The sequence below is a fragment of the Streptomyces filipinensis genome (genome assembly GCF_014649495.1).
GTDB lineage: Bacteria > Actinomycetota > Actinomycetes > Streptomycetales > Streptomycetaceae > Streptomyces > Streptomyces filipinensis.
The window spans coordinates 196,099-213,367 of the sequence record NZ_BMTD01000005.1 but is presented as its reverse complement, the minus strand read 5'-3'; the positions used below and the strand labels follow the sequence as shown (position 1 = coordinate 213,367).

At 71.7% G+C, this 17,269-nt stretch carries 15 protein-coding genes and 1 pseudogene; 5 read left to right on the top strand and 11 right to left on the bottom strand.

The annotated features are described in order from the left end of the window. Positions 1-52 precede the first annotated feature (52 nt). A complete protein-coding gene (locus tag IE244_RS14300; protein ID WP_308436262.1) occupies positions 53-1,771 on the bottom strand; it encodes a sensor histidine kinase in 1,719 nt (572 codons plus the stop codon). Between the two features lie 161 nt (positions 1,772-1,932). On the opposite strand from IE244_RS14300, the gene IE244_RS14295 reads away from it, so the two are divergent. Continuing rightward, positions 1,933-2,331: an STAS domain-containing protein gene (locus IE244_RS14295; protein WP_191873892.1), complete on the top strand. Its 399-nt coding sequence runs from the start codon at positions 1,933-1,935 to the stop codon at positions 2,329-2,331. Here the strand turns inward: IE244_RS14295 and IE244_RS14290 are convergent, their stop codons facing one another. Together IE244_RS14290 and IE244_RS14285 are read right to left on the bottom strand one after the other, a co-directional pair. Further along, positions 2,332-3,222 (bottom strand): universal stress protein, encoded by an 891-nt coding sequence (locus IE244_RS14290; protein ID WP_191873891.1) that lies wholly within the window; start codon positions 3,220-3,222, stop codon positions 2,332-2,334. Positions 3,223-3,246: 24 nt separating this feature from the next. Then, positions 3,247-3,549: a hypothetical protein gene (locus IE244_RS14285; protein WP_191873890.1), complete on the bottom strand. Its 303-nt coding sequence runs from the start codon at positions 3,547-3,549 to the stop codon at positions 3,247-3,249. 425 nt (positions 3,550-3,974) lie between these two features. Here IE244_RS14285 and IE244_RS14280 point away from each other — a divergent pair, with 425 nt between their 5' ends. After that, positions 3,975-4,706 carry a response regulator gene (locus IE244_RS14280; protein ID WP_191873889.1) on the top strand — a complete coding sequence of 244 codons (732 nt, stop codon included), beginning with the start codon at positions 3,975-3,977 and terminating at the stop codon, positions 4,704-4,706. A gap of 35 nt (positions 4,707-4,741) precedes the next feature. Here IE244_RS14280 and IE244_RS14275 read toward each other — a convergent pair whose 3' ends face one another. From IE244_RS14275 to IE244_RS14260, 4 genes are all read right to left on the bottom strand, one after another. Then, positions 4,742-7,489: a bifunctional YncE family protein/alkaline phosphatase family protein gene (locus tag IE244_RS14275; RefSeq protein ID WP_191873888.1), complete on the bottom strand. Its 2,748-nt coding sequence runs from the start codon at positions 7,487-7,489 to the stop codon at positions 4,742-4,744. A gap of 4 nt (positions 7,490-7,493) precedes the next feature. Continuing rightward, the gene (locus IE244_RS14270; protein WP_191873887.1) at positions 7,494-8,846 is read right to left on the bottom strand and encodes an ABC transporter permease; all 1,353 of its coding nucleotides are present in this window, start codon (positions 8,844-8,846) and stop codon (positions 7,494-7,496) included. After that, a complete protein-coding gene (locus tag IE244_RS14265; protein ID WP_191873886.1) occupies positions 8,843-9,826 on the bottom strand; it encodes an ABC transporter ATP-binding protein in 984 nt (327 codons plus the stop codon). Before IE244_RS14265 ends, IE244_RS14270 begins: the two co-directional genes overlap by 4 nt. Positions 9,827-10,021: 195 nt before the next feature. Beyond that, entirely contained in the window at positions 10,022-10,999 is a 978-nt protein-coding gene (locus tag IE244_RS14260; protein WP_191873885.1) for an asparaginase, read from the bottom strand. Between the two features lie 201 nt (positions 11,000-11,200). Between IE244_RS14260 and IE244_RS14255 the strand changes: the two genes are divergently transcribed. Then, on the top strand, positions 11,201-12,070 hold the full coding sequence (locus tag IE244_RS14255) for an alpha/beta fold hydrolase (protein ID WP_191873884.1): 870 nt from the start codon (positions 11,201-11,203) through the stop codon (positions 12,068-12,070). Positions 12,071-12,097: 27 nt separating this feature from the next. On the opposite strand, the pseudogene IE244_RS14250 reads toward IE244_RS14255, so the two are convergent. Both IE244_RS14250 and IE244_RS14245 read right to left on the bottom strand, forming a co-directional pair. Continuing rightward, positions 12,098-12,193, bottom strand: a pseudogene (locus IE244_RS14250) (dihydrofolate reductase family protein); the annotation flags it as partial. 92 nt (positions 12,194-12,285) lie between these two features. Beyond that, positions 12,286-13,695 carry a hypothetical protein gene (locus IE244_RS14245; RefSeq protein WP_191873883.1) on the bottom strand — a complete coding sequence of 470 codons (1,410 nt, stop codon included), beginning with the start codon at positions 13,693-13,695 and terminating at the stop codon, positions 12,286-12,288. 278 nt (positions 13,696-13,973) lie between these two features. Here IE244_RS14245 and IE244_RS14240 point away from each other — a divergent pair, with 278 nt between their 5' ends. Continuing rightward, positions 13,974-14,882, top strand: a complete 909-nt coding sequence (locus IE244_RS14240; RefSeq protein WP_191873882.1) for a PD40 domain-containing protein — start codon at positions 13,974-13,976, stop codon at positions 14,880-14,882. Between the two features lie 49 nt (positions 14,883-14,931). On the opposite strand, the gene IE244_RS14235 is transcribed toward IE244_RS14240, so the two are convergent. After that, on the bottom strand, positions 14,932-15,495 hold the full coding sequence (locus IE244_RS14235; RefSeq protein WP_191873881.1) for a hypothetical protein: 564 nt from the start codon (positions 15,493-15,495) through the stop codon (positions 14,932-14,934). A 263-nt stretch (positions 15,496-15,758) separates the two neighbouring features. Between IE244_RS14235 and IE244_RS14230 the strand changes: the two genes are divergently transcribed. Further along, on the top strand, positions 15,759-16,790 hold the full coding sequence (locus IE244_RS14230; RefSeq protein ID WP_191873880.1) for an alpha/beta hydrolase: 1,032 nt from the start codon (positions 15,759-15,761) through the stop codon (positions 16,788-16,790). On the opposite strand, the gene IE244_RS14225 is transcribed toward IE244_RS14230, so the two are convergent. Continuing rightward, positions 16,726-17,226: a hypothetical protein gene (locus tag IE244_RS14225; RefSeq protein WP_191873879.1), complete on the bottom strand. Its 501-nt coding sequence runs from the start codon at positions 17,224-17,226 to the stop codon at positions 16,726-16,728. The two genes, IE244_RS14230 and IE244_RS14225, sit on opposite strands and share 65 nt — an antisense overlap. Positions 17,227-17,269: the final 43 nt, after the last annotated feature.

Genomic DNA, 17,269 nt, shown 5'->3' with positions numbered 1-17,269 from the left:
CGCAGGAGCCGGGCGCGGCGGCCCGCGGTCGGTCCCCGACGGCGGAAGGCGGTCATCCGGCCGGCAGCGGGACCTGCCAGTCCAGGGTGGCGCCGCCTTCCGCGGGACGGGTCACCTCCAGCCGGCCGCCCAGCCGTTCCGCCCGCTCGGCCATGTTGGACAGCCCGCTGCGCCGGCCGCCGGGCGGGATGCCCACACCGTCGTCGGAGACCTTCAGACACACCTCGCGGCCGTCGGTCGTCAGCACGACCTGGGCCCGCTCGGCGTGGGCGTGCCGGGTGATGTTGGTGAGGGCCTCGGAGAGCACGGCCACGATGTGGTCGGCGATGTCGGGCGGCACATCGGTGTCGAGCAGGCCTTCCATGCGCACGCTGGGGGCGAAACCCAGCACGGGGGCGGCCTCGCCGACCACGCGGACGACCCGCGTGCGCAGTCCGCTGCCGGCCGCGCCCACGTGTGCCCGCAGCCCGAAGATCGTCGACCTGATGATCTTGATGGTCTCGTCCAGGTCGTCCACGGCCCGCAGCACCCGCTCGGCGGCCTCGGGATGCTCGATGAAACGGCCTGCGCTCTGCAGGGTCATCCCCGTCGCGAACAGCCGCTGGATGGCGAGGTCGTGCAGGTCCCGCGCGATGCGGTCGCGGTCCTCCAGCAGCGCGATCTGCTGGGCGTCCTGCCTGCGCTCGGCCAGCTCCATCGCGATCGCGGCCTGGGCGGCGAAGCCCTGCAGCATCTCGGTCTCCTTCTCCAGGAAGACCGGCCGGCCGAGCTCGCGGGCCACCAGGACCACGCCCCGTACCCCGCCCGCGCCCGTGCCGATCGGCACGGCCACGGCGGGACCGAGCCCGCCGAAGCGCGGCGGCTCAGGCGAGATCCTCGGATCATGGACGACGTCGTCGCTGGTGACCGGGGCCGCCGCGGCGTACGCCAGCCCCATCAGGCTTTCCTGCACGGGCAGCACCAGACCGCGGTGTGCCTCCGCGTCCACACCGACGGCGATCTCCACACTGAGCGACTTCGTGCTCTCCATGGGCATGGCGACCGCCGCGAGTGCCGAACCCGAGATCTCCCGGGCGCGCTCGGCGATCAGCCCCAGGGTGTCGGCGCGGTCGGTACCGGACATCAGGCTGTGGCTGATCTCGGCGTTCGCACGCAGCCAGCGCTCGCGCAGCCGGGACTCCTCGTACAGGCGCGCGTTGTCGATGGCCACGCCGGCGGCCACGGCCAGCGTGGACAGCACCGACTCGTCCTCCTCGTCGAACTCCGCGCCACTTCGTTTCTCGGTCAGGTACAGGTTGCCGAAGACCTGGTCGCGGACCCGGATCGGGACACCGAGGAAGCTGTTCATCGGCGGGTGGTTGCGCGGGAAGCCGTACGAGGCCGGATGCGCGGAGATCTTCGCGAGCCGCAGCGAATGCGGGTTCCGGATCAGCTCGCCGAGGATGCCGTGGCCCTCCGGGTAGGCGCCGATCTCGGAGATACGCTCCTCGGTGACGCCCACGGTGTGGAAGGCGGACAGCCGCGTGCCGTCCGGTCCGATCACGCCGAGGGCGGCGTACTCGGCGTCCACGAGTGCCGCGGCCGCTTCCACGATGGCGCGCAGCACCTGCGCCAGGTCCAGTTCCCGGCCGACCGAGAGCACCGCCTCCAGCAGGCTGTGCACGCGATTCTGCGTGCCCCGGACCGCGTTGATCCGGGCCTGCAGCTCCTCCAGCAGCTCGTCGAGCTTCAGCTGCGGCAGTCGTACGCGGGGCTCCTCCGGGCTTGCCACCACACCCCTCCAGCACATCGGCGCACGCCCGTGCACCGACGGGTCACCTCCACGGTATCGGTTCCACACGGGCGCGCTACGCCGGACCCGTGGTCGGACGGACCGGGAGCAGGGCCGTACGGCCCTTCCGTCCCCTCCCGGTCTCCCGGTTTGCTCGTCCCATGTCCCAGAACGACGCGGCCCCCGAGGCAGGTCACAGCACCCACCAGGCGGTGGTCGTGGCCGACGGCGCGGCCGGCGGAGCAACGGTTGTGTCCCTGCACGGCGAGATCGACCTGCTGACGGCTCCCACGGTGTCGGAGCGGCTCGACGCCCTCACCGCGTACCCCCGCCCCGACCTGATACTGGATCTGCGGCCGGTCACGTTCATCGACTGCGCGGGCCTGAGCGTCCTGTGCCGCGCCCGCAACCGGGCACTGGCCCGATGCGGCCGGCTCCGGCTGGTCGCGGTGAGTCCGGGCTTCTGCAGGATGCTGCGGGTCACGGGACTGGGGCACGTCTTCGAGGTGCACGAACGCATACCCCCGCACCCGTCGGCGCCCAGCGGACCCCCCTCCTGATCAGCCGACGGCACCGGGGGGATGTGAGTGGAGTTCGGGTACGACGGCCACGGGGCACGCCGTGTGGTGCAACACCGCGTGGGCGACACGGCCGAGCCGGCTGCCGACGTGACCGTGGCGTCGTCGGCCGACGACGAGCAGATCGGCCTCGCGGGAGACTGCCGCCAGCACGTCACGGGCCTGACCCTCGACGACGCGGCGGTCCACCTTCAGGTCGGCCGGCGCGTCCCGCAGCGCGTCCTCCAGCAACGCACCGGCCCGCTGCCGCTCCGAAAGCGCCGGTCCACCGGCGCCCGGAGGGTGACCGGAGAGCACATGCGCGGGGCGCCGCCAGGCCCGTACGGCGTCCAGGGGCACTCCGCGCAGGAAGGCCTCCTCGACGGCGAAGCGCACGGCCGAGCCGCTCGGCCCGTCACCGACGCCGAGCGCGATCCGGCCCTGCGTCCCGGAGCGGGCCTGGTCGGCGTGGTTGCCGCGCAGCACGATGACCGGGCAGTGCGCGTGCGCGGCGACCGTGAGGCTGACGGAACCGAGCAGCGCCTCGGCCACCCCGCCGCGGCCCCGGCAGCCCAGCACCACGGCGAGGGCGGTGCCGCTCACTCGTACGAGCCCGTGTTCCGGTTCCTCGGGCAGCACGTCGGTGGTGATCTTCACCTCGGGCCGGCGGCGCAGGGCGCGCTGCTCCGCCGCGCCGACGACGTCCCGCGCCATCACCTCCTCCAACGGCTTGCCGAGTTCCTGCGCCAGCAGGGCGCCTTCGTAGCGCTCCCAGAGGGAGGCGTAGACGAGCCGGAGCGGTGCCCCGCGCAGCGCGGCCTCGCCGGCCGCCCAGTCGACGGCGCGCAGGCTCGGCTCGGTGCCGTCGACACCGACGACGATCGGAAGGTCCATCGTGCTCACCACCCCAGCGACGGGTCATTCGTGCGGGACCACCGCCACCGGAGCGGTGACGTGGTGGAGGACGGACCCGATCACCTTCACGGCCGGGAGCCGCCGCCGGGTGCGCAGCATCCCGGCGGGCCTCCGGGGGACCTGCTCGCTCCCGTGCTGCCGGACGCCGGCGCCGAGCGGCGGGGCCTGGGCCAGGGGCTCGGGCGTCCGCTGCCGGACGGGCACGGTCCTCGGCGGCAGACCGCGGAGCCCCGCCTCGCGCGCCGCCCACTCGGCGGCGCGGCTCTCGGGCCGGTCGTCGGGATCTGCCGTGACGGCTCGGGGCATCGTCTCCACCTCCCGGGGCCGAGGCTCCGCTTCCAGCATGGTCGTGGTCTGCCCGCGGGGCCAGTGGCCGCACGGCCCTGTGCCGGACTGACCCGTCTCGCCGTCGTACCGCGTACCGAGTGGCGGCCGAACGGACCGCCCGGGGGCCTGGTGGCCCCTGGCTCGTGCGGTGGCACGGGCCCATGCTGAGAACGGACCGGCCGCCGCGGACCTCATGGAGTCCACCATGTACGGCACCCCGCACCTCGTCAGCGCTGCCACGCCTTCATGCCGACGGTGGTGGACGGAGCCGGACTGCTCGAACTCCAGCGTGACGGCCATGCGCTCAGGGGGCCGGTCGGCCCTAGTCCCTGCACCCCCTTGGTTGGATGATCAGCGTCGAGGACAGCCCGCTGTCTGTCCGTCCCCGGGAACGAGAGGTCGCCATGACCGAGACGCGCAGCTTCACGGAGCAGCACCCGATCCGTGTGTTCCTGCTGGACGACCATGAGGTCGTCCGGCGCGGACTGGCCGACCTGCTCGACGCCGAACCGGACATCGCGGTGGTCGGGGACGCCGACACCGCGGAGCACGCCCTCGTCCGCGGCCCCGCCGTGCGCCCGGACGTGGCCGTGCTCGACGTGCGGCTGCCGGACGGGGACGGGATCTCGGTGTGCCGGGAGCTGCGCAGCCGGATGCCGGAACTGGCTTGTCTCATGCTGACCTCGTTCGACGACGAGGACGCCCTGCTGGACGCCATCATGGCCGGGGCCTCCGGCTATGTGCTGAAGCAGATCAAGGGCTCCGACCTCGTCTCCGCGGTCCGTACCGTCGCCTCAGGACAGTCGATGCTCGACCCGGCGACCACGGCCCGGCTGATGCGCTCCCTGCGTACCGACCCGGCGGACGCCCCGTCGCTGCCGCCGGAGCTGGCGAGCCTGTCGCCGCGCGAACGGGACATCCTCGCCCTGATCGGGGACGGTCTGACCAACCGTGAGATCGGCCAGCGGCTGTATCTGTCGGAGAAGACCGTCAAGAACCACATCTCACGGATGCTGGCGAAGCTGGGCGTCCAGCGGCGCGTCCAGGCCGCGGTGCTCGCGTCCCACCTGGAGCCGCGGGCCTCGGGACAGGCCGTCTTCCACGGGGAGGACGGAAGGGCCCCTGGCGGGCGGTGAAGCCGGCCAGGGGCACTCGACGGGGCCGGTCCGCGTCAGCCGTCGGACTCCGACGACGGGAGGTAGGCACCCGGCACGTCATTGGGCGCGTAGATCTTCTTCTCCCCGGGGTACGGCTTCGCCCAGTTGTGCGTCTGGTACCACGTGAGGTGGTTCATCTGCGCGGGGTTGGCGAAGTCGGGGACGGCGTGGGGGCCGGTGAGGCGCTGCTTGGACTTCCATGCGTCCCACTCGGCCGCGAGCTGCCGCTTGTCCGCCGGCACCTTGGCCGCCGGCACGGCCGCCGCCTTGGGGTCCTGCGGAGCGGGGGTGTCCACGCCACAGGCGGGCGGGGTCTTCAGGCCGTCGGTCAGTGACGTCCGGTTGGGCAGCGCGGTGAACGGCGTGTAGTCCGGGCGCCGGGTGAAGGCCCCGGTCATCGGGCTGGCCGCGCTGTCCTTCTGGTTCATCGGGTGGATCCCGAGGATCTGCTCGATGGTCCGGATCATCGTGATCTGGGAGTAGTAGCGGCTGTCGACGGTGCCGTGCTGGGCCCAGGGGCTGATGATCTGGATCGGGGCGCGGTGGCCGTCGACGTGGTCGAGGCCAGCCTGGGAGTCGTCCTCGACGACGAAGATCGCCGAGTCCTTCCAGTACTTGCTGTGCGAGATCTCGTCGACCATCCTGCCGACCGCGAGGTCGTTGTCCGCCACCTGGGCCGCCGGGCTCGCCGGACCACCGGTGTGGTCGTTGGAGAGCCAGAACATGTTCAGGTTCGCCGGCCCGTTCTTCTCGAAGTCCTGTTTCCAGATCTGGTACTTGTAGATGTCCGGGACGTCGAGGTCGAACATCGGGAATCCGGGCGCCGACACGGCGTTGAGCGACGGGATCGCCGAGCCGGTCTGTATGGGGTAGGCGGTCGTCTGGCCGGTGGCGTCCATGTTCTTGGCGTCGCAGTACAGGTTCTGCCAGGACGCGTCGGCCGGCTTGCTCTCGATCGACTGGAACTCGCCGAAGTCCCGCACGGTCTTCCCGGCCGCCTGCGCACCGGTCCAGATGAAGCCGGACCTCTGGTGGCCGAGGGCGTCGTTCTCGGTGTCGTAGCTGCGCTGGTACTCACCGGCCGAGGACTCGGTGTACTCCGGGTCGTCGGCCTGCATCAGCCAGTTGTGTCCCTCGGCGGAGTTCGTGCCGATGTCGTACGTGTTGTCGTACAGGCCGAACTGCTCGGCCAGGGCGTGCTGGTTCGGCGTCACGTTCTCGCCGAACTGGGTCACCGCCGGATCGCCGTCGCCCTGCGACATGTCGCCGAAGACCTGGTCGTAGGTCCGGTTCTCCTTGACGATCAGGAAGACGTGCTTGATCGTCGAGGGGTCGCCGAGCCGGGTCGGGACCGGTACCGGCCAGGCGTGGCTGCGGCCCTTGGCCAGCTTGACCGAGCCGGGGGTCCAGCCGTTCTGCCGGAAGACCGTCGCCGTCTCGGCCCTGATGACGCTGTCGTCCGGCAGCGTGAACCGCTGCACGCTCGATGTCGTGTCGTGGGTGCCGTGTCCGGCGGGGTTGTTGGCGCGGCGGGCGTCGATGCCACGGGTGTCGGAGACCAGCACCTGGTCGCCGACGGTCGTGATCTCGGCCGGAAAGTAGTCCGTCGGGAGCAGGCCGACGTAACTCACCGGCTCCTGCGGGCTCCTGTACCGGTAGACGGCGACCGCGTTGGCGCGGCCGAGCGTCACCAGCAGGTGGCCGTCGTCGGTGAGCGTCACGGCGTTGGGCTCGTAGCCCACGGACGCCTCCGGCCACGGTTTGGTGGAGATGGTCTGTACGACCTTGTCGCGGGCGGTGTCGATGACCGACACGTCGTTGGTGGCCGTGTCGGTGACGAACAGTGCCCTGCCCCTGGCGTACAGCGCGGTGGGGTGCAGGCCGACGTCGATGCTCGTGGGGGCCGCGGCCGGGTTCGCCAGGTCGATGACGCTGACCGTTCCGGTGGTGGTGGCACCGGTCTGCGGGTCGGCCGGCACCTGGGTGCCGTACGAGTTCATGGTCGTGTCGCCGGACTGCGCCGGGCGTCCGCCCTCGTTGCTGACGTAGAGCTTGCCGTCGGCGATGACCATGTCCCGCGGGGCGTTGCCGACGGGCCAGCTCTGCTTGATCGCGCCGGTCGCCGCGTCGAGGGCGACCACCCGGTTCTGGCCGTTGACGGCGGCGTACACGGTGGAGCCGTCGGAGGAGAACACGGCCTGGCCGACGAGCGCGTGCTTGGATCCGTCCGCCGGGATGGTGACCGGCGTCGGGTTGGTGACCGTGCCGTCCGGGTTGACCGTGAACCTCGTGTAGCCGTCGGTCTGGCCCAGCCACAGCTGTGTGCCGTCGGGCGAGTACGTGGGGCCTTCCTGGCCTACGGAGTTGCTGCTCAGGCGCGGCGACGAGGAGGCGGCGGCGCCGACGAGCTGCTGCACCTTCCAGTTCTTCACGTCGACGATGGCCAGGGCGCTCCCCCCGTCGGTGACCGCGGCCGCGAGGTGGGTGCCGTCCGGGCTGACCGAGGACGACATGATCTTGCCGTTGTTGATGACGAGCCGGTCGCCGTAGGGGGCGATGTACTGGTCGCTGGAGACGACCTGGCCCCGGTCGGTCACCTGGCCGACCTGGTCGGTGCCGAACTGCCGTGTCTGGGCGTAGCCGATGCCTGCCGTGACGGCGAGCACGACCGCGGTGGCGCCGGCCGTGAGGGTGCTCCGGCGCCCGATGCGTCTGCCGCGCGGCGGTGTCCCGACGGAGCGGCGGTGCCGTGTTACCTGCATGGAGTCATCCCTTCGAGGTACGGAGAAGTGCGAGGTCGCCGTCGAACTGCCACAGCGGGTTCGGTGCGTCTCCGGTGGGGGTGCGCACCAGGAAGTAGCCGTTCACTTCCTTCGGTCCGTCGCCGTCGGCGACGAACCGCCCGTCCGAGGTGACGTCGAGCTGGTAGACGGCCGTCCCGGTGGCCTGGACGCCGGGGAGATGCCAGGAGACGACGCAGCGCCAGTCGTTGCCGGGTCCCTCGGCGGCGACCCTGACGCTGCCCTTGTTGCACGTCGCCGTGGCCTTCAGCTGCGCCTCGGTGACGGCAGGACGGTTGAGCTGCCAGGTCTGCATGCGATAGAGGTGCGCGAACTCCGTGGCGAGGGAGTGCTGCACCTTGGCCTGCGAGATCCCGGAGCCCGTGGCCCCGGTCGTCGCCGCCACGACGGCAACCGTCGCGGCGGCCAGCGCGGCGAGCGGCAGCAGCCCGGCGGTGACCGCGCGGCGCCCCGAGCCCTCGTCGGTCAGGCTGGTGAAGTCGCGCCGCAGGAAGAGCAGATACGCCAGCAAGGTCGCGGTCAGGGCCCACAGCAGGCTGACCACGATGCCGATCAGGAGTGGTCCCAGCTGGGCGGGGCCGGTGAACAGACCGTTCCAGGCGATGAACGCCCAGCTGGGCAGGGCGAGTCGCACGGCGACGGGCAGGGGCAGCATCTGGGCGAGCTGCATCACGAGGGCGACGATCGCCGGCAGCAGCAGTCCCATCGGGGACCGGCCGAGCACGATGGACCCGAGGAGGCCGATCCCGGCGAGGGCCAGCGTCGGGGCGAGCACGCAGGCCCAGGCGAGCAGCACCTTGCCGGCGGCGTCCCCCGGGGCCAGCAGGTGGCCGTCGAGGGCGACCAGCGGGTGGTTGCCGACCGCCACGAGCCCACCGAGCGTGCTCGATGCGGCCAGTCCGACCACGAGCAGCAGGATCACGGTGAGGCTCGCGAGCGCCTTCGCCGCGAAGATCCGACGGGGCGAGCGGACCGCGACCAGCAGATGGCGCCAGGTGCCGAGCCGGTCCTCGGAGGCGAACACGTCACCGGCGACCACGGATGTCAGCAGCGGGAGCGCCCAGGTGCCCGAGAATCCGAGGGTCACCAGGGGGCCGGCCCATCCGGTGGCGAGCATCCAGCGGCCGAAGAGGGTGTCCGAGGGAAGTGTGCTCTGCTGGCCCACGCCGGCGACGAAGAGTGCCGGTGCGATCCAGCAGGCGAGCACCAGCAGACGGATGCGCCATTGCGAGACGAGCTTGACCAGTTCGAAGCGGTAGCCGCGGGCCACGGAGACACGGCCGGCACCGGCGGTGGGGGTTGCGGCGGTCGCGGTCATCGGCCGGCCGCCTGCTGCTGAGCGCGGGTCTGCTGCGGCCGGGCTGCGGCGTCCTGTTCGGTCAGGGCCAGGAACGCGGCCTCCAGCGGCGACGTCACGGGGGCGAGTTCGCGCAGGGCGAGGCCCGACCGCACGAGCCGTGCCACCAGTTCGTCGACGGCGGGCACCAGCGCGCGTACGACGAGCGCCTCGCCTCGCTGGCCTCCTCCCGCGCCGCCGACCATATGGATCCCGGGCGTCTCGGCGGCCAGCCGGCGTGCTGCCTGGGGGTCGGAGGTGACCAGACGGTAGTCGAGTTCACGGTTCTCGGCGGCCAGTTTGCCCAGCGGACCGGAGAAGACGACCCGTCCGGTGGCGAGGATGGTGACCTCGGAACACAGCGCCTCCAGGTCGTCCATGCGGTGACTGGACAGCACGACACCGGTGCCCTGCGTCGCGAGCCGGCTCAGGACGCCGTGCACGTGCTTCTTGCCGGCCGGGTCGAGGCCGTTGGAGGGCTCGTCGAGCACGAGGAGCCGTGGCCTGGTGAGCAGGGCGGCGGCGAGGCCGAGCCGCTGGCGCATGCCCAGGGAGAAGCCGCGGACCCGGTCGTCGGCGACATCGGTCAGTCCGACCTGGTCGAGCACGTCGTCGATGCCTGCCGTCCGTGTGTCCTGACCGCGGAGCGCGGCCAGTGCGGTGAGGTTCTGCCTGGCGGTGAGCGAGGGGTAGAGGCCAGGTCCGTCCACGAACCCGGCGACACCGTCGGGGGCGGTGAACGTCCGGCCCACCGGCGCACCGAGGATCTCCAGCCGGCCGGTGTCGGCCACGGCCAGGCCGAGCAGGAGACCGAGGAGCGTCGTCTTGCCGGCACCGTTCGGTCCGACCAGGCCGTGGATCCGCCCCTGCGCCACATCCAGATCGATGCCGTCGAGTGCGACGACATCACCGAAACACTTGGTGATCCCGCGAGCCCGGACCGCGAGGAGTGAGTCGTCCATGAGCCCCTTCTTTCCGAAACCTCAAGGAGGCTAGGGAGAGCACACAACACCCACAGGGATTCCCAGTTGAACGCTCAGGGAACGGCACACAACAGCCGTTCGCCATGCCAATAGACGGTAAATTCCTTGACCGCCAAGGCAGTTGACGAAACGTCAGATGTCGGACGCGGGGCGAATGCCGCATAACGGCGCCCCTCAGAACACCGCCCGCACCTCTCCCACCTCGCGCCCCCCGCCCAGCACCGGTGCACGGCCGACGCGGTCCACGACCGGTGCCGTCATCCCCATGAGGCGCAACGCGCGGGCCAGGACCGGACCCAGGGCCCGGATGCCGCCGTCGTCGACCTTGAGGGCCAGCGAGCGGCCGTCGGGCAGCGCGAGGGCCTGGACCGCTTCCGCTCCGACCTTGGACAGGGCACCCGGTATCTCCCTCATGAGCCAGGTGTCGTGGCGTCGGGTGCCGGCGACGTACTCGGGGTGGGCGCGCATGGCATCGGCGACCCGCCGTTCGGGCGTGCCGGGCGCGGCGAGGACGTACGAGCGGAAGGCGCGGGCGAGCCCGGTCAGGCTGATCGCCATCAGCGGGGCCCCGCAGCCGTCCACACCGACGGCGGTCACCGGCTCAACGGCCGCCTCCTCCACGACCGTACGGATGAGCCGTTGCAGCGGATGGTCCGGGTCACGGTAGGACTGAAGCGGCCAGCCCCGGAGCGCGGCGGCGGCCAGCATCGCCGTGTGCTTGCCCGAGCAGTTCATGGCCACGCGGTCGCGCCGGCCGCCCGCGGCCAGGTAGGCCTCCTGCTCCCACTGGTCCAGCGGGAGGCCGGGCGGGCACTGCAGGTGCTCCGGGGTCAGCCCGTGCTCGTCGAGCATCGCTCGCACCAGGTCACGGTGGAAGGGTTCGCCGGAGTGGCTCGCGGCCGCCAGGGCGAGCCGCTCCCCCGCGAGGTCGAGGCCGGCCCGCAGCACACCCACCGCCTGCATCGGCTTGCTGGAGGAACGCGGGAAGACGGGGGACGTCACGTCACCGATGGCCAGCTCCACCGAACCGTCCGTCGCGAGCAGCACCACACCGCCCCGGTGCCGCCCTTCGACGAATCCGGAGCGGACGACCTCGGCGAGGACCGGGTTGCGGGGTGCGTCCGGGCTGACGGCCATGGCGGGCTGAGGCATCGGCGGATCACCTTCCGGCGGGGCATCGGTTCGCGTCACGGTACCCAAGTCCGCACGCAGGGTCCGCGACCGCGGGACGCCCGGTTCTCGTGCCGGTGCCGCCCCGATTTCACGTAACCAGTGAAGTCACCTTGACAGGTTAGACAGGGAGTGCTCGACTGGAGTACGTAACCGGTGAAAGTCGCTATAGAGGTTATAGACATGGCTCCCGCAGTCCACCACCGCACGGCCACCGTCAGCGGTCTCGACGTCTTCTACCGGGAGGCCGGCGACCCGACGGCACCCGCCGTGGTCCTCCTGCACGGCTTCCCGACCAGCTCGCACATGTTCCGCCACCTGATCCCGGCGCTCGCCGACCGCTACCACGTGATCGCCCCCGACCTCATCGGCTTCGGACAGTCCGCGATGCCGGCCCCGCAGGACTTCCCGTACACCTTCGACGCCCTCACCGAGGTCACCGCCGGCCTGCTGCGTCATCTGGGCGTCGACCGGTTCGCGATGTACGTGCACGACTACGGCGCTCCCGTCGGCTGGCGACTCGCGCTCCAGGACCCCGACCGCATCACCGCGATCATCACGCAGAACGGCAACGCCTACGAGGAGGGCTTCGTCAGGCCCTTCTGGGACGGCGTCTTCGCCTACACCGACGCCCCGGGACCGGACACCGAGGGCCCCATGCGGGATGCCCTGACCCTTGAGGCCACCCGATGGCAGTACGTGACCGGAGTCGCCGACCCCAGCCTGGTCAGCCCCGACAACTGGGTCCACGACCAGGCGCTGCTGGACCGCCCCGGAAACGACGAGATCCAGCTCAAGCTCTTCCGCGACTACCCCACCAACGTGGACCTCTACCCCCGGGTCCACCAGTACTTCCGCGATTCGCAAGTCCCGTTGCTGGCGGTCTGGGGCGCGAACGACGAGATCTTCGGCCCGGAGGGTGCCAAGGCGTTCAGCCAGGACCTGCCCGGCGCCGAGATCCATCTCCTCGACTCCGGACACTTCGCCCTGGAGAGCCACCTCGGGGTCATCGCCGGGCACATCCGCGACTTCCTCGGCCGCGTACGCGCCTGACATCCGCGAGGAACGTTCACCCGCGTGTCACTCGCGCCAGAACAGGTGGTGGGTCACACCGCTCGGGCTGGGCACGACATCGAGGTGGAAGCGGTCGGCAGCTCATCGAGGGGACTCCCAGAGTCCGCCGGGGCCGGCAGAACTCGTCGCCGCGCCGAAGCGGGGTCGCCGGACGTGGGCGACCCCGTTCGTTTCGCCGTGCCGGCGGCCGCGTCTCAGTTCAGCGTGAGGGCTGCGGAGTCGTTGCGGCTGTTCGGGTCGAAGGCCGGCCGGCGGGAGTGGGACGGATCCGGGCCCCAGACCAGCTGGACGCCTCCCCTGGCATGGGCGGCCACCTCGTCGACCCGGAGCGTCAAGCTGAACCTGGCGGTCTTCCCCTTGGGCAGGACGATGCTCGACGGGCCGCAGACGTAGGGACCGTGGGCCTCGGCCGTCGGATTGTTCTCCTGCCATGGGGCGCAGTCGGCCGAGTGGCCGACGGCGGTGGTGCCGGCCGGGAGCGTCACCCAGACGGTGGGCACGCCGTCACCGCCGCTGCGGTCGTACAGCGTCGCCGGACCATTGGCGGACAGCTGGAAGGCGAAGGTCGCGTTCTTGCCCTGCCCCGCCCGCGCACTGGCGCCGGTGACCCCGAAGTCCGCCGTGTTGCGGGCCCGGAGGGAGGCGATCCGGTAGTCGGTGACCTTGCCCGACTGCGGCAGCGAGACGGAGCCCGCCGGCGCCGAGGAGCGTCGGCCCGCCTTGATCACCTTCAGCTTGAGCGTGGAGCCGGTGCCCCACCTCCACCTGATGCCCTGACCGTCCGGCCAGCCCGGCTGGCCGAGGGGCGCGGTGAGCGTGTCGAGGTACGTGTACAGCGCGGCGGAGTTCACGCGCAGGCGCACCGGTGCGGCCAGGGCGGCCGTCTCTCCGATGCCGATCGCGCCCTTGGGATAGCACTCCGCGAAGCGGATGGTGCCGTTGGACCCGTACTTGCAGTTGGCGTAGTGGTCGGCGAAGTCGAGACCGGGCGAGGCGGCCAGGACCGTCTGGACTCCCTTGGCGGGACGGTTGCCCACGTTGCTGAACCGGACCGGTTCGGACACCGTGCTGCCGACCTTCAGGTCGGCGTGGTCGGTGAGGCTGTCGAGGCCGAAGGAGGGACCTCCCACCTCGACCCTGCCCGTGCCTCCCACGATCTCCGCGTGCGCGGAGCGCCCGGTGACCTTGTACGTTCCCGCCGCACCGAGCGCGGCACCCTTGAGCGGGGTCAGGGTCAGCCCGGTCATGGCACCCATGTGCGTGGTGGGAGAGGAGTCGGTCTCGAACATCTCCGAGCAGGTGGCCACCAGGCCCTTGGCCGTGCAGTTGTCCGAGAACGTCACCTTGGCGATCTTCGACAGGCCCCGGGCGTCCACGGTCAGGGTGGTGTCGTCCGCCTGCAGGTTCCTGGCCTTGGTCTGGAACTCCAGGTGCACGTCCGCCGTGGCGGGCGCAGCCGGCAGGGCGACCGGCGCGGGGGCGTCGAGGGTGATCACCGGCCGGCCGGTGACGGCGCCGGCCGGGCCTGCGCCCAGCAGTGCCGCGGCCAGGCCCGCGGCGGACATGAACACCGCGGCCGTACCGGTGAGGGATCTTCGTCTCATCAACGTCCTTTGGTCGGAAGGAGGTTCACGCGCACGGACCGCGTGATCAGGGGGACCCTAGCCCCTGTACACTCCGCGCTCACCACCGGCATCGTCCCTCACCGTGTTACGCCCCTGTGACACTGAACGGACAATTCGGGGAACCCGGCCTGTCAGGCTCGGTTTCGAGCAGAGCGGCAGGCGGTCGTGGTCTTCAGCGACCAGGACGAGGCCGGAGCGGCTCTGGCGTAGCTGCGCCCAACGACCTGACCTGTCGACGTTCCTGGGGGAATTCCGCCATGACCACCCGTACCCGCACCATGGCCGCCGCGATCGCCGTGGCCGCGGCCGTCACCGGCTCCGCGCTGCTGGGCGCCTCGGGCGCCGCCTCGGCCGCCACCAGCGCCTCGCACGGGACCCTGACCATCAGCAACGGCACGAAGGACGTGCTGATCGGCGGCCACAAGGTGAACTTCGGGGTACCCGTCCGGGACCTCGCCTGGTCCCCGAACGGCGCCAAGGCCGCCTTCATCGACGGCTCCGGCAATCTGGACATCGCCAACCCCGACGGCAGCGGGCGCGTCGTCGTCGCCAAGAACCCCGGAAGCCAGAACTGGTCGCACCCGACGTGGCAGGTGACCGCGAAGGACACCCAGAACAACATCCCCGCCAAGGACAACCTCATCTTCGCGGCGCGCGCGAACGGTGTCTCCCGGCTGAAGGTCATCTCCGCCAAGGCCGTCCACGGCACGCCCAAGACGCTGTCCCTGTACGGCGAGCCCGGTCCGGACAGCACGCTTCCGCAGACCGGCAACGTCTGGCCGAACGCGGCCGGACACTACGGCACCTCGGTGTACGCCAACGACCACACCGGCGACGTCTACATCCGCGACGACTACCTCCGCCAGCAGGGCAGCAAGCTCACCAAGGGCTCCCAGCCGGCGCTCTCCCCGAACGAGGAGGAGATCGTCTTCGTGCGCTCGGTCGCCGGCCACGACCACGTTCTCGTCGAGGACTTCATGCACGGCAACCACATCAAGGACCTCACGCCGCACGCCACGACCGACTACACCGAGCCGGCCTGGTCGCCCGACGGCAGGACCCTCACGGTGCGCACCCCCTCCGGCACGGTGACGCTGCCGGCCGACGGCACGGGTCACCCGACCAAGGTCACCTCGGCGGTCGGACTGGCGGCGTACCGCCCCTGACCTAGGACGGACGGGACGGGCCGGACGCGTCCGGGACGCGAGGTGCGGGTCACTTCGCGGTCCGGGCGAGTTCGGCCCGCAGTTCGTCCAGGTGCGCGTCGGACGTGTCGTGCGGCAGGAACTCGACGACGTCGAGGAAGCGGAAGAGCACCCGGCTGCCGGTGACGGCGTACTCGTACTCGCCGAACCCCACCACCGCGCCCATGGCGCCCCGGACGGCGCCCCGCACCACATGTGAGGTCATCTCGTCCGGCTCCGTCGCCGACGTACCGCGCCGGGCGTTGGGCCGGGCCAGATAGGGGCACACCATCGAGGCGTACAGCATGCACGCCCGGTGCCCCGGTCCTTCGAGGGTCGGCTCCAGATTGCGGTAGGGCCGCCCGGCGGCCAGCGCCTCGCCGATCGCCGCGCTCTCCGCGGCGCCCACCACACGCCACACCGGGCCCTGGGGCATCCCCTGGTTGCACACCGAGCACAGACGCTGCCGCGCGCATACCGCACTGCGTTCGTAGTCGGTCAGCGCGAACTGTGGCTCCTCCCCTTCCCAGGGAGTGATCGCCGGCACCGGATACCCACGAATGTCACGGGGGCGTGCCTCGACCGCCGCCGGCATGGGAACACTCTCGAATCGCACAGGCCATGCCTACCAGCCCCGACGGCTTCCGGCCAAGGCCACAGGAGACGAGCGACAGGGGGCCGCTCACCCGGACCGGTCGGATCGCGTAGGGGCACCGGGCGTGCGGCGACCGCCACTTGGCTCATTCCACCGGAGCCGGCAGCGCCCACGGCGGCCACGGGAACGCGGACGAGCCGGGGCCGGTCCGCTCGCGGCCTGTGCCCCGTGACGCGTGGGCCGCGGGTGGTTGACTACGCCGTATGGACCTCACGGATGACACGCCGTCGCCTGGGCCCGGCCCTGCCTCGACCGCCCGGGACGTGCCCCCGTTCGACCCCGAACTGGCCGTCGCGCTGGGCGGTCTGACACAGGAGGCCCGGGCGCCGTTCACCCCGGAGAACCTCGCGGAACGGAGGAAGCAGGACGCGGCGGCCCGGCCCAGGCCGACGCTCCAGGAACTGCGGGCCGGCGGCCGTTTCGAGGTGGAGGAACTGCGTGTACCGGGGCCGCCGGGCGGTCCGGACGTCACCCTCGTCAGCGGGCGGCCCGCCGGGGTCCCGGGACCGCTCCCCCTGCTGTACTACATGCACGGCGGCGGACTGGTCACCGGCAACGCGTGGTCCGTCCTGCCGCGGCTCCTGCGTGAATGGGCTGTCACCCTGGAACTGGCCGTCGTCTCCGTCGAGTACCGGCTGGCGCCCGGGGCGCGGTACCCGGCAGCGCTGGAGGACTGCTACGCCGGACTCGTCCGGGTGGCCGCGCACGCGGCGGAACGGGGCTTCGACGCCGGTCGTGTCGTCGTCGGGGGAAAGAGCGCCGGCGGCGGGCTCGCCGCGGCGCTCGCCCTGCTCACCCGTGACCGGGGCGGACCCGCGCCGATCGGGCAACTGCTGCTGTGCCCGATGCTCGACGACCGCAACGACACGTTCTCCAGTCACCAGATGGCCGGCGTCGACACCTGGGACCGCACCTCCAACGCGACCGCGTGGCAGGCGGCGCTGGGCGAGCGTCGGGGTGCCGCGGACCTGCCGCCCTACGCCGCTCCCGCCCGTGCCACGGATCTGTCCGGGCTGCCCCCGGCCTATGTCGAGGTCGGGTCGGCGGAGACCCTGAGGGACGAGGACGTCGCCTACGCCCAGGCGCTCTGGCGGGCCGGAGGCCAGGCCGAACTGCACGTGTGGCCCGGCGCCTTCCACGGCTTCGACACCTTCGCGCCGAAGGCGGCCCTCAGCCAGGACGCCCGTGACGCCCGCACCCGCTGGCTCCGGCGCATCCTCGCGCAGACGCGATGACTCCGTAGGTGACCAGGCCGTAGGCCAGGTGCGGGATCGCGTCCGCGGTCCAGTCGACGGCCGACCAGGTGCGCGGGTCACTGACGCCCAGGCGGGCGATCGGCGCGTCGGCCAGCGTCATCGCCAGGGCCCCGGTCAGCGCGCCGCCCAGCCACGCGGGCGGCCGTACACCGGCACGGTGGAGCAGCGAGACGACGGCGCCCGTGCCGACTCCCACGGCGATGCCGGCCAGGGCTCCCAGTCCGGACAGCCGGTTGCCCCGCCCCTCACCCTCCGGGAGCGGGTGTCCCGCTACGGTGGTGACCTTGTCCACGACGGCTTCGGGAGCGCTGCTCGAAGGCCGGCCGCGCAGTGCCATGTCCAGATAGGCCACGGCGTTCAACGCGGTGGTCCCCGCGGCCCCGGCTGCGCAGCCACGCCCGATGCTTCGGAACATGTGGCTCCGGGTCCCCTTCCGCAGCTCGCACCAAACGGTCCCG

Bases quoted from the DNA above. Each gene is read 5' to 3' on its own strand.
- IE244_RS14295 (WP_191873892.1), top strand. From the start codon at position 1,933: ATGTCCCAGAACGACGCGGCCCCCGAGGCAGGTCACAGCACCCACCAG.
- IE244_RS14290 (WP_191873891.1), bottom strand. From the start codon at position 3,222: ATGGACCTTCCGATCGTCGTCGGTGTCGACGGCACCGAGCCGAGCCTG.
- IE244_RS14285 (WP_191873890.1), bottom strand. From the start codon at position 3,549: ATGCCCCGAGCCGTCACGGCAGATCCCGACGACCGGCCCGAGAGCCGC.
- IE244_RS14280 (WP_191873889.1), top strand. From the start codon at position 3,975: ATGACCGAGACGCGCAGCTTCACGGAGCAGCACCCGATCCGTGTGTTC.
- IE244_RS14275 (WP_191873888.1), bottom strand. From the start codon at position 7,489: ATGCAGGTAACACGGCACCGCCGCTCCGTCGGGACACCGCCGCGCGGC.
- IE244_RS14270 (WP_191873887.1), bottom strand. From the start codon at position 8,846: ATGACCGCGACCGCCGCAACCCCCACCGCCGGTGCCGGCCGTGTCTCC.
- IE244_RS14265 (WP_191873886.1), bottom strand. From the start codon at position 9,826: ATGGACGACTCACTCCTCGCGGTCCGGGCTCGCGGGATCACCAAGTGT.
- IE244_RS14260 (WP_191873885.1), bottom strand. From the start codon at position 10,999: ATGCCTCAGCCCGCCATGGCCGTCAGCCCGGACGCACCCCGCAACCCG.
- IE244_RS14255 (WP_191873884.1), top strand. From the start codon at position 11,201: ATGGCTCCCGCAGTCCACCACCGCACGGCCACCGTCAGCGGTCTCGAC.
- IE244_RS14245 (WP_191873883.1), bottom strand. From the start codon at position 13,695: ATGAGACGAAGATCCCTCACCGGTACGGCCGCGGTGTTCATGTCCGCC.
- IE244_RS14240 (WP_191873882.1), top strand. From the start codon at position 13,974: ATGACCACCCGTACCCGCACCATGGCCGCCGCGATCGCCGTGGCCGCG.
- IE244_RS14235 (WP_191873881.1), bottom strand. From the start codon at position 15,495: ATGCCGGCGGCGGTCGAGGCACGCCCCCGTGACATTCGTGGGTATCCG.
- IE244_RS14230 (WP_191873880.1), top strand. From the start codon at position 15,759: ATGGACCTCACGGATGACACGCCGTCGCCTGGGCCCGGCCCTGCCTCG.
- IE244_RS14225 (WP_191873879.1), bottom strand. From the start codon at position 17,226: ATGTTCCGAAGCATCGGGCGTGGCTGCGCAGCCGGGGCCGCGGGGACC.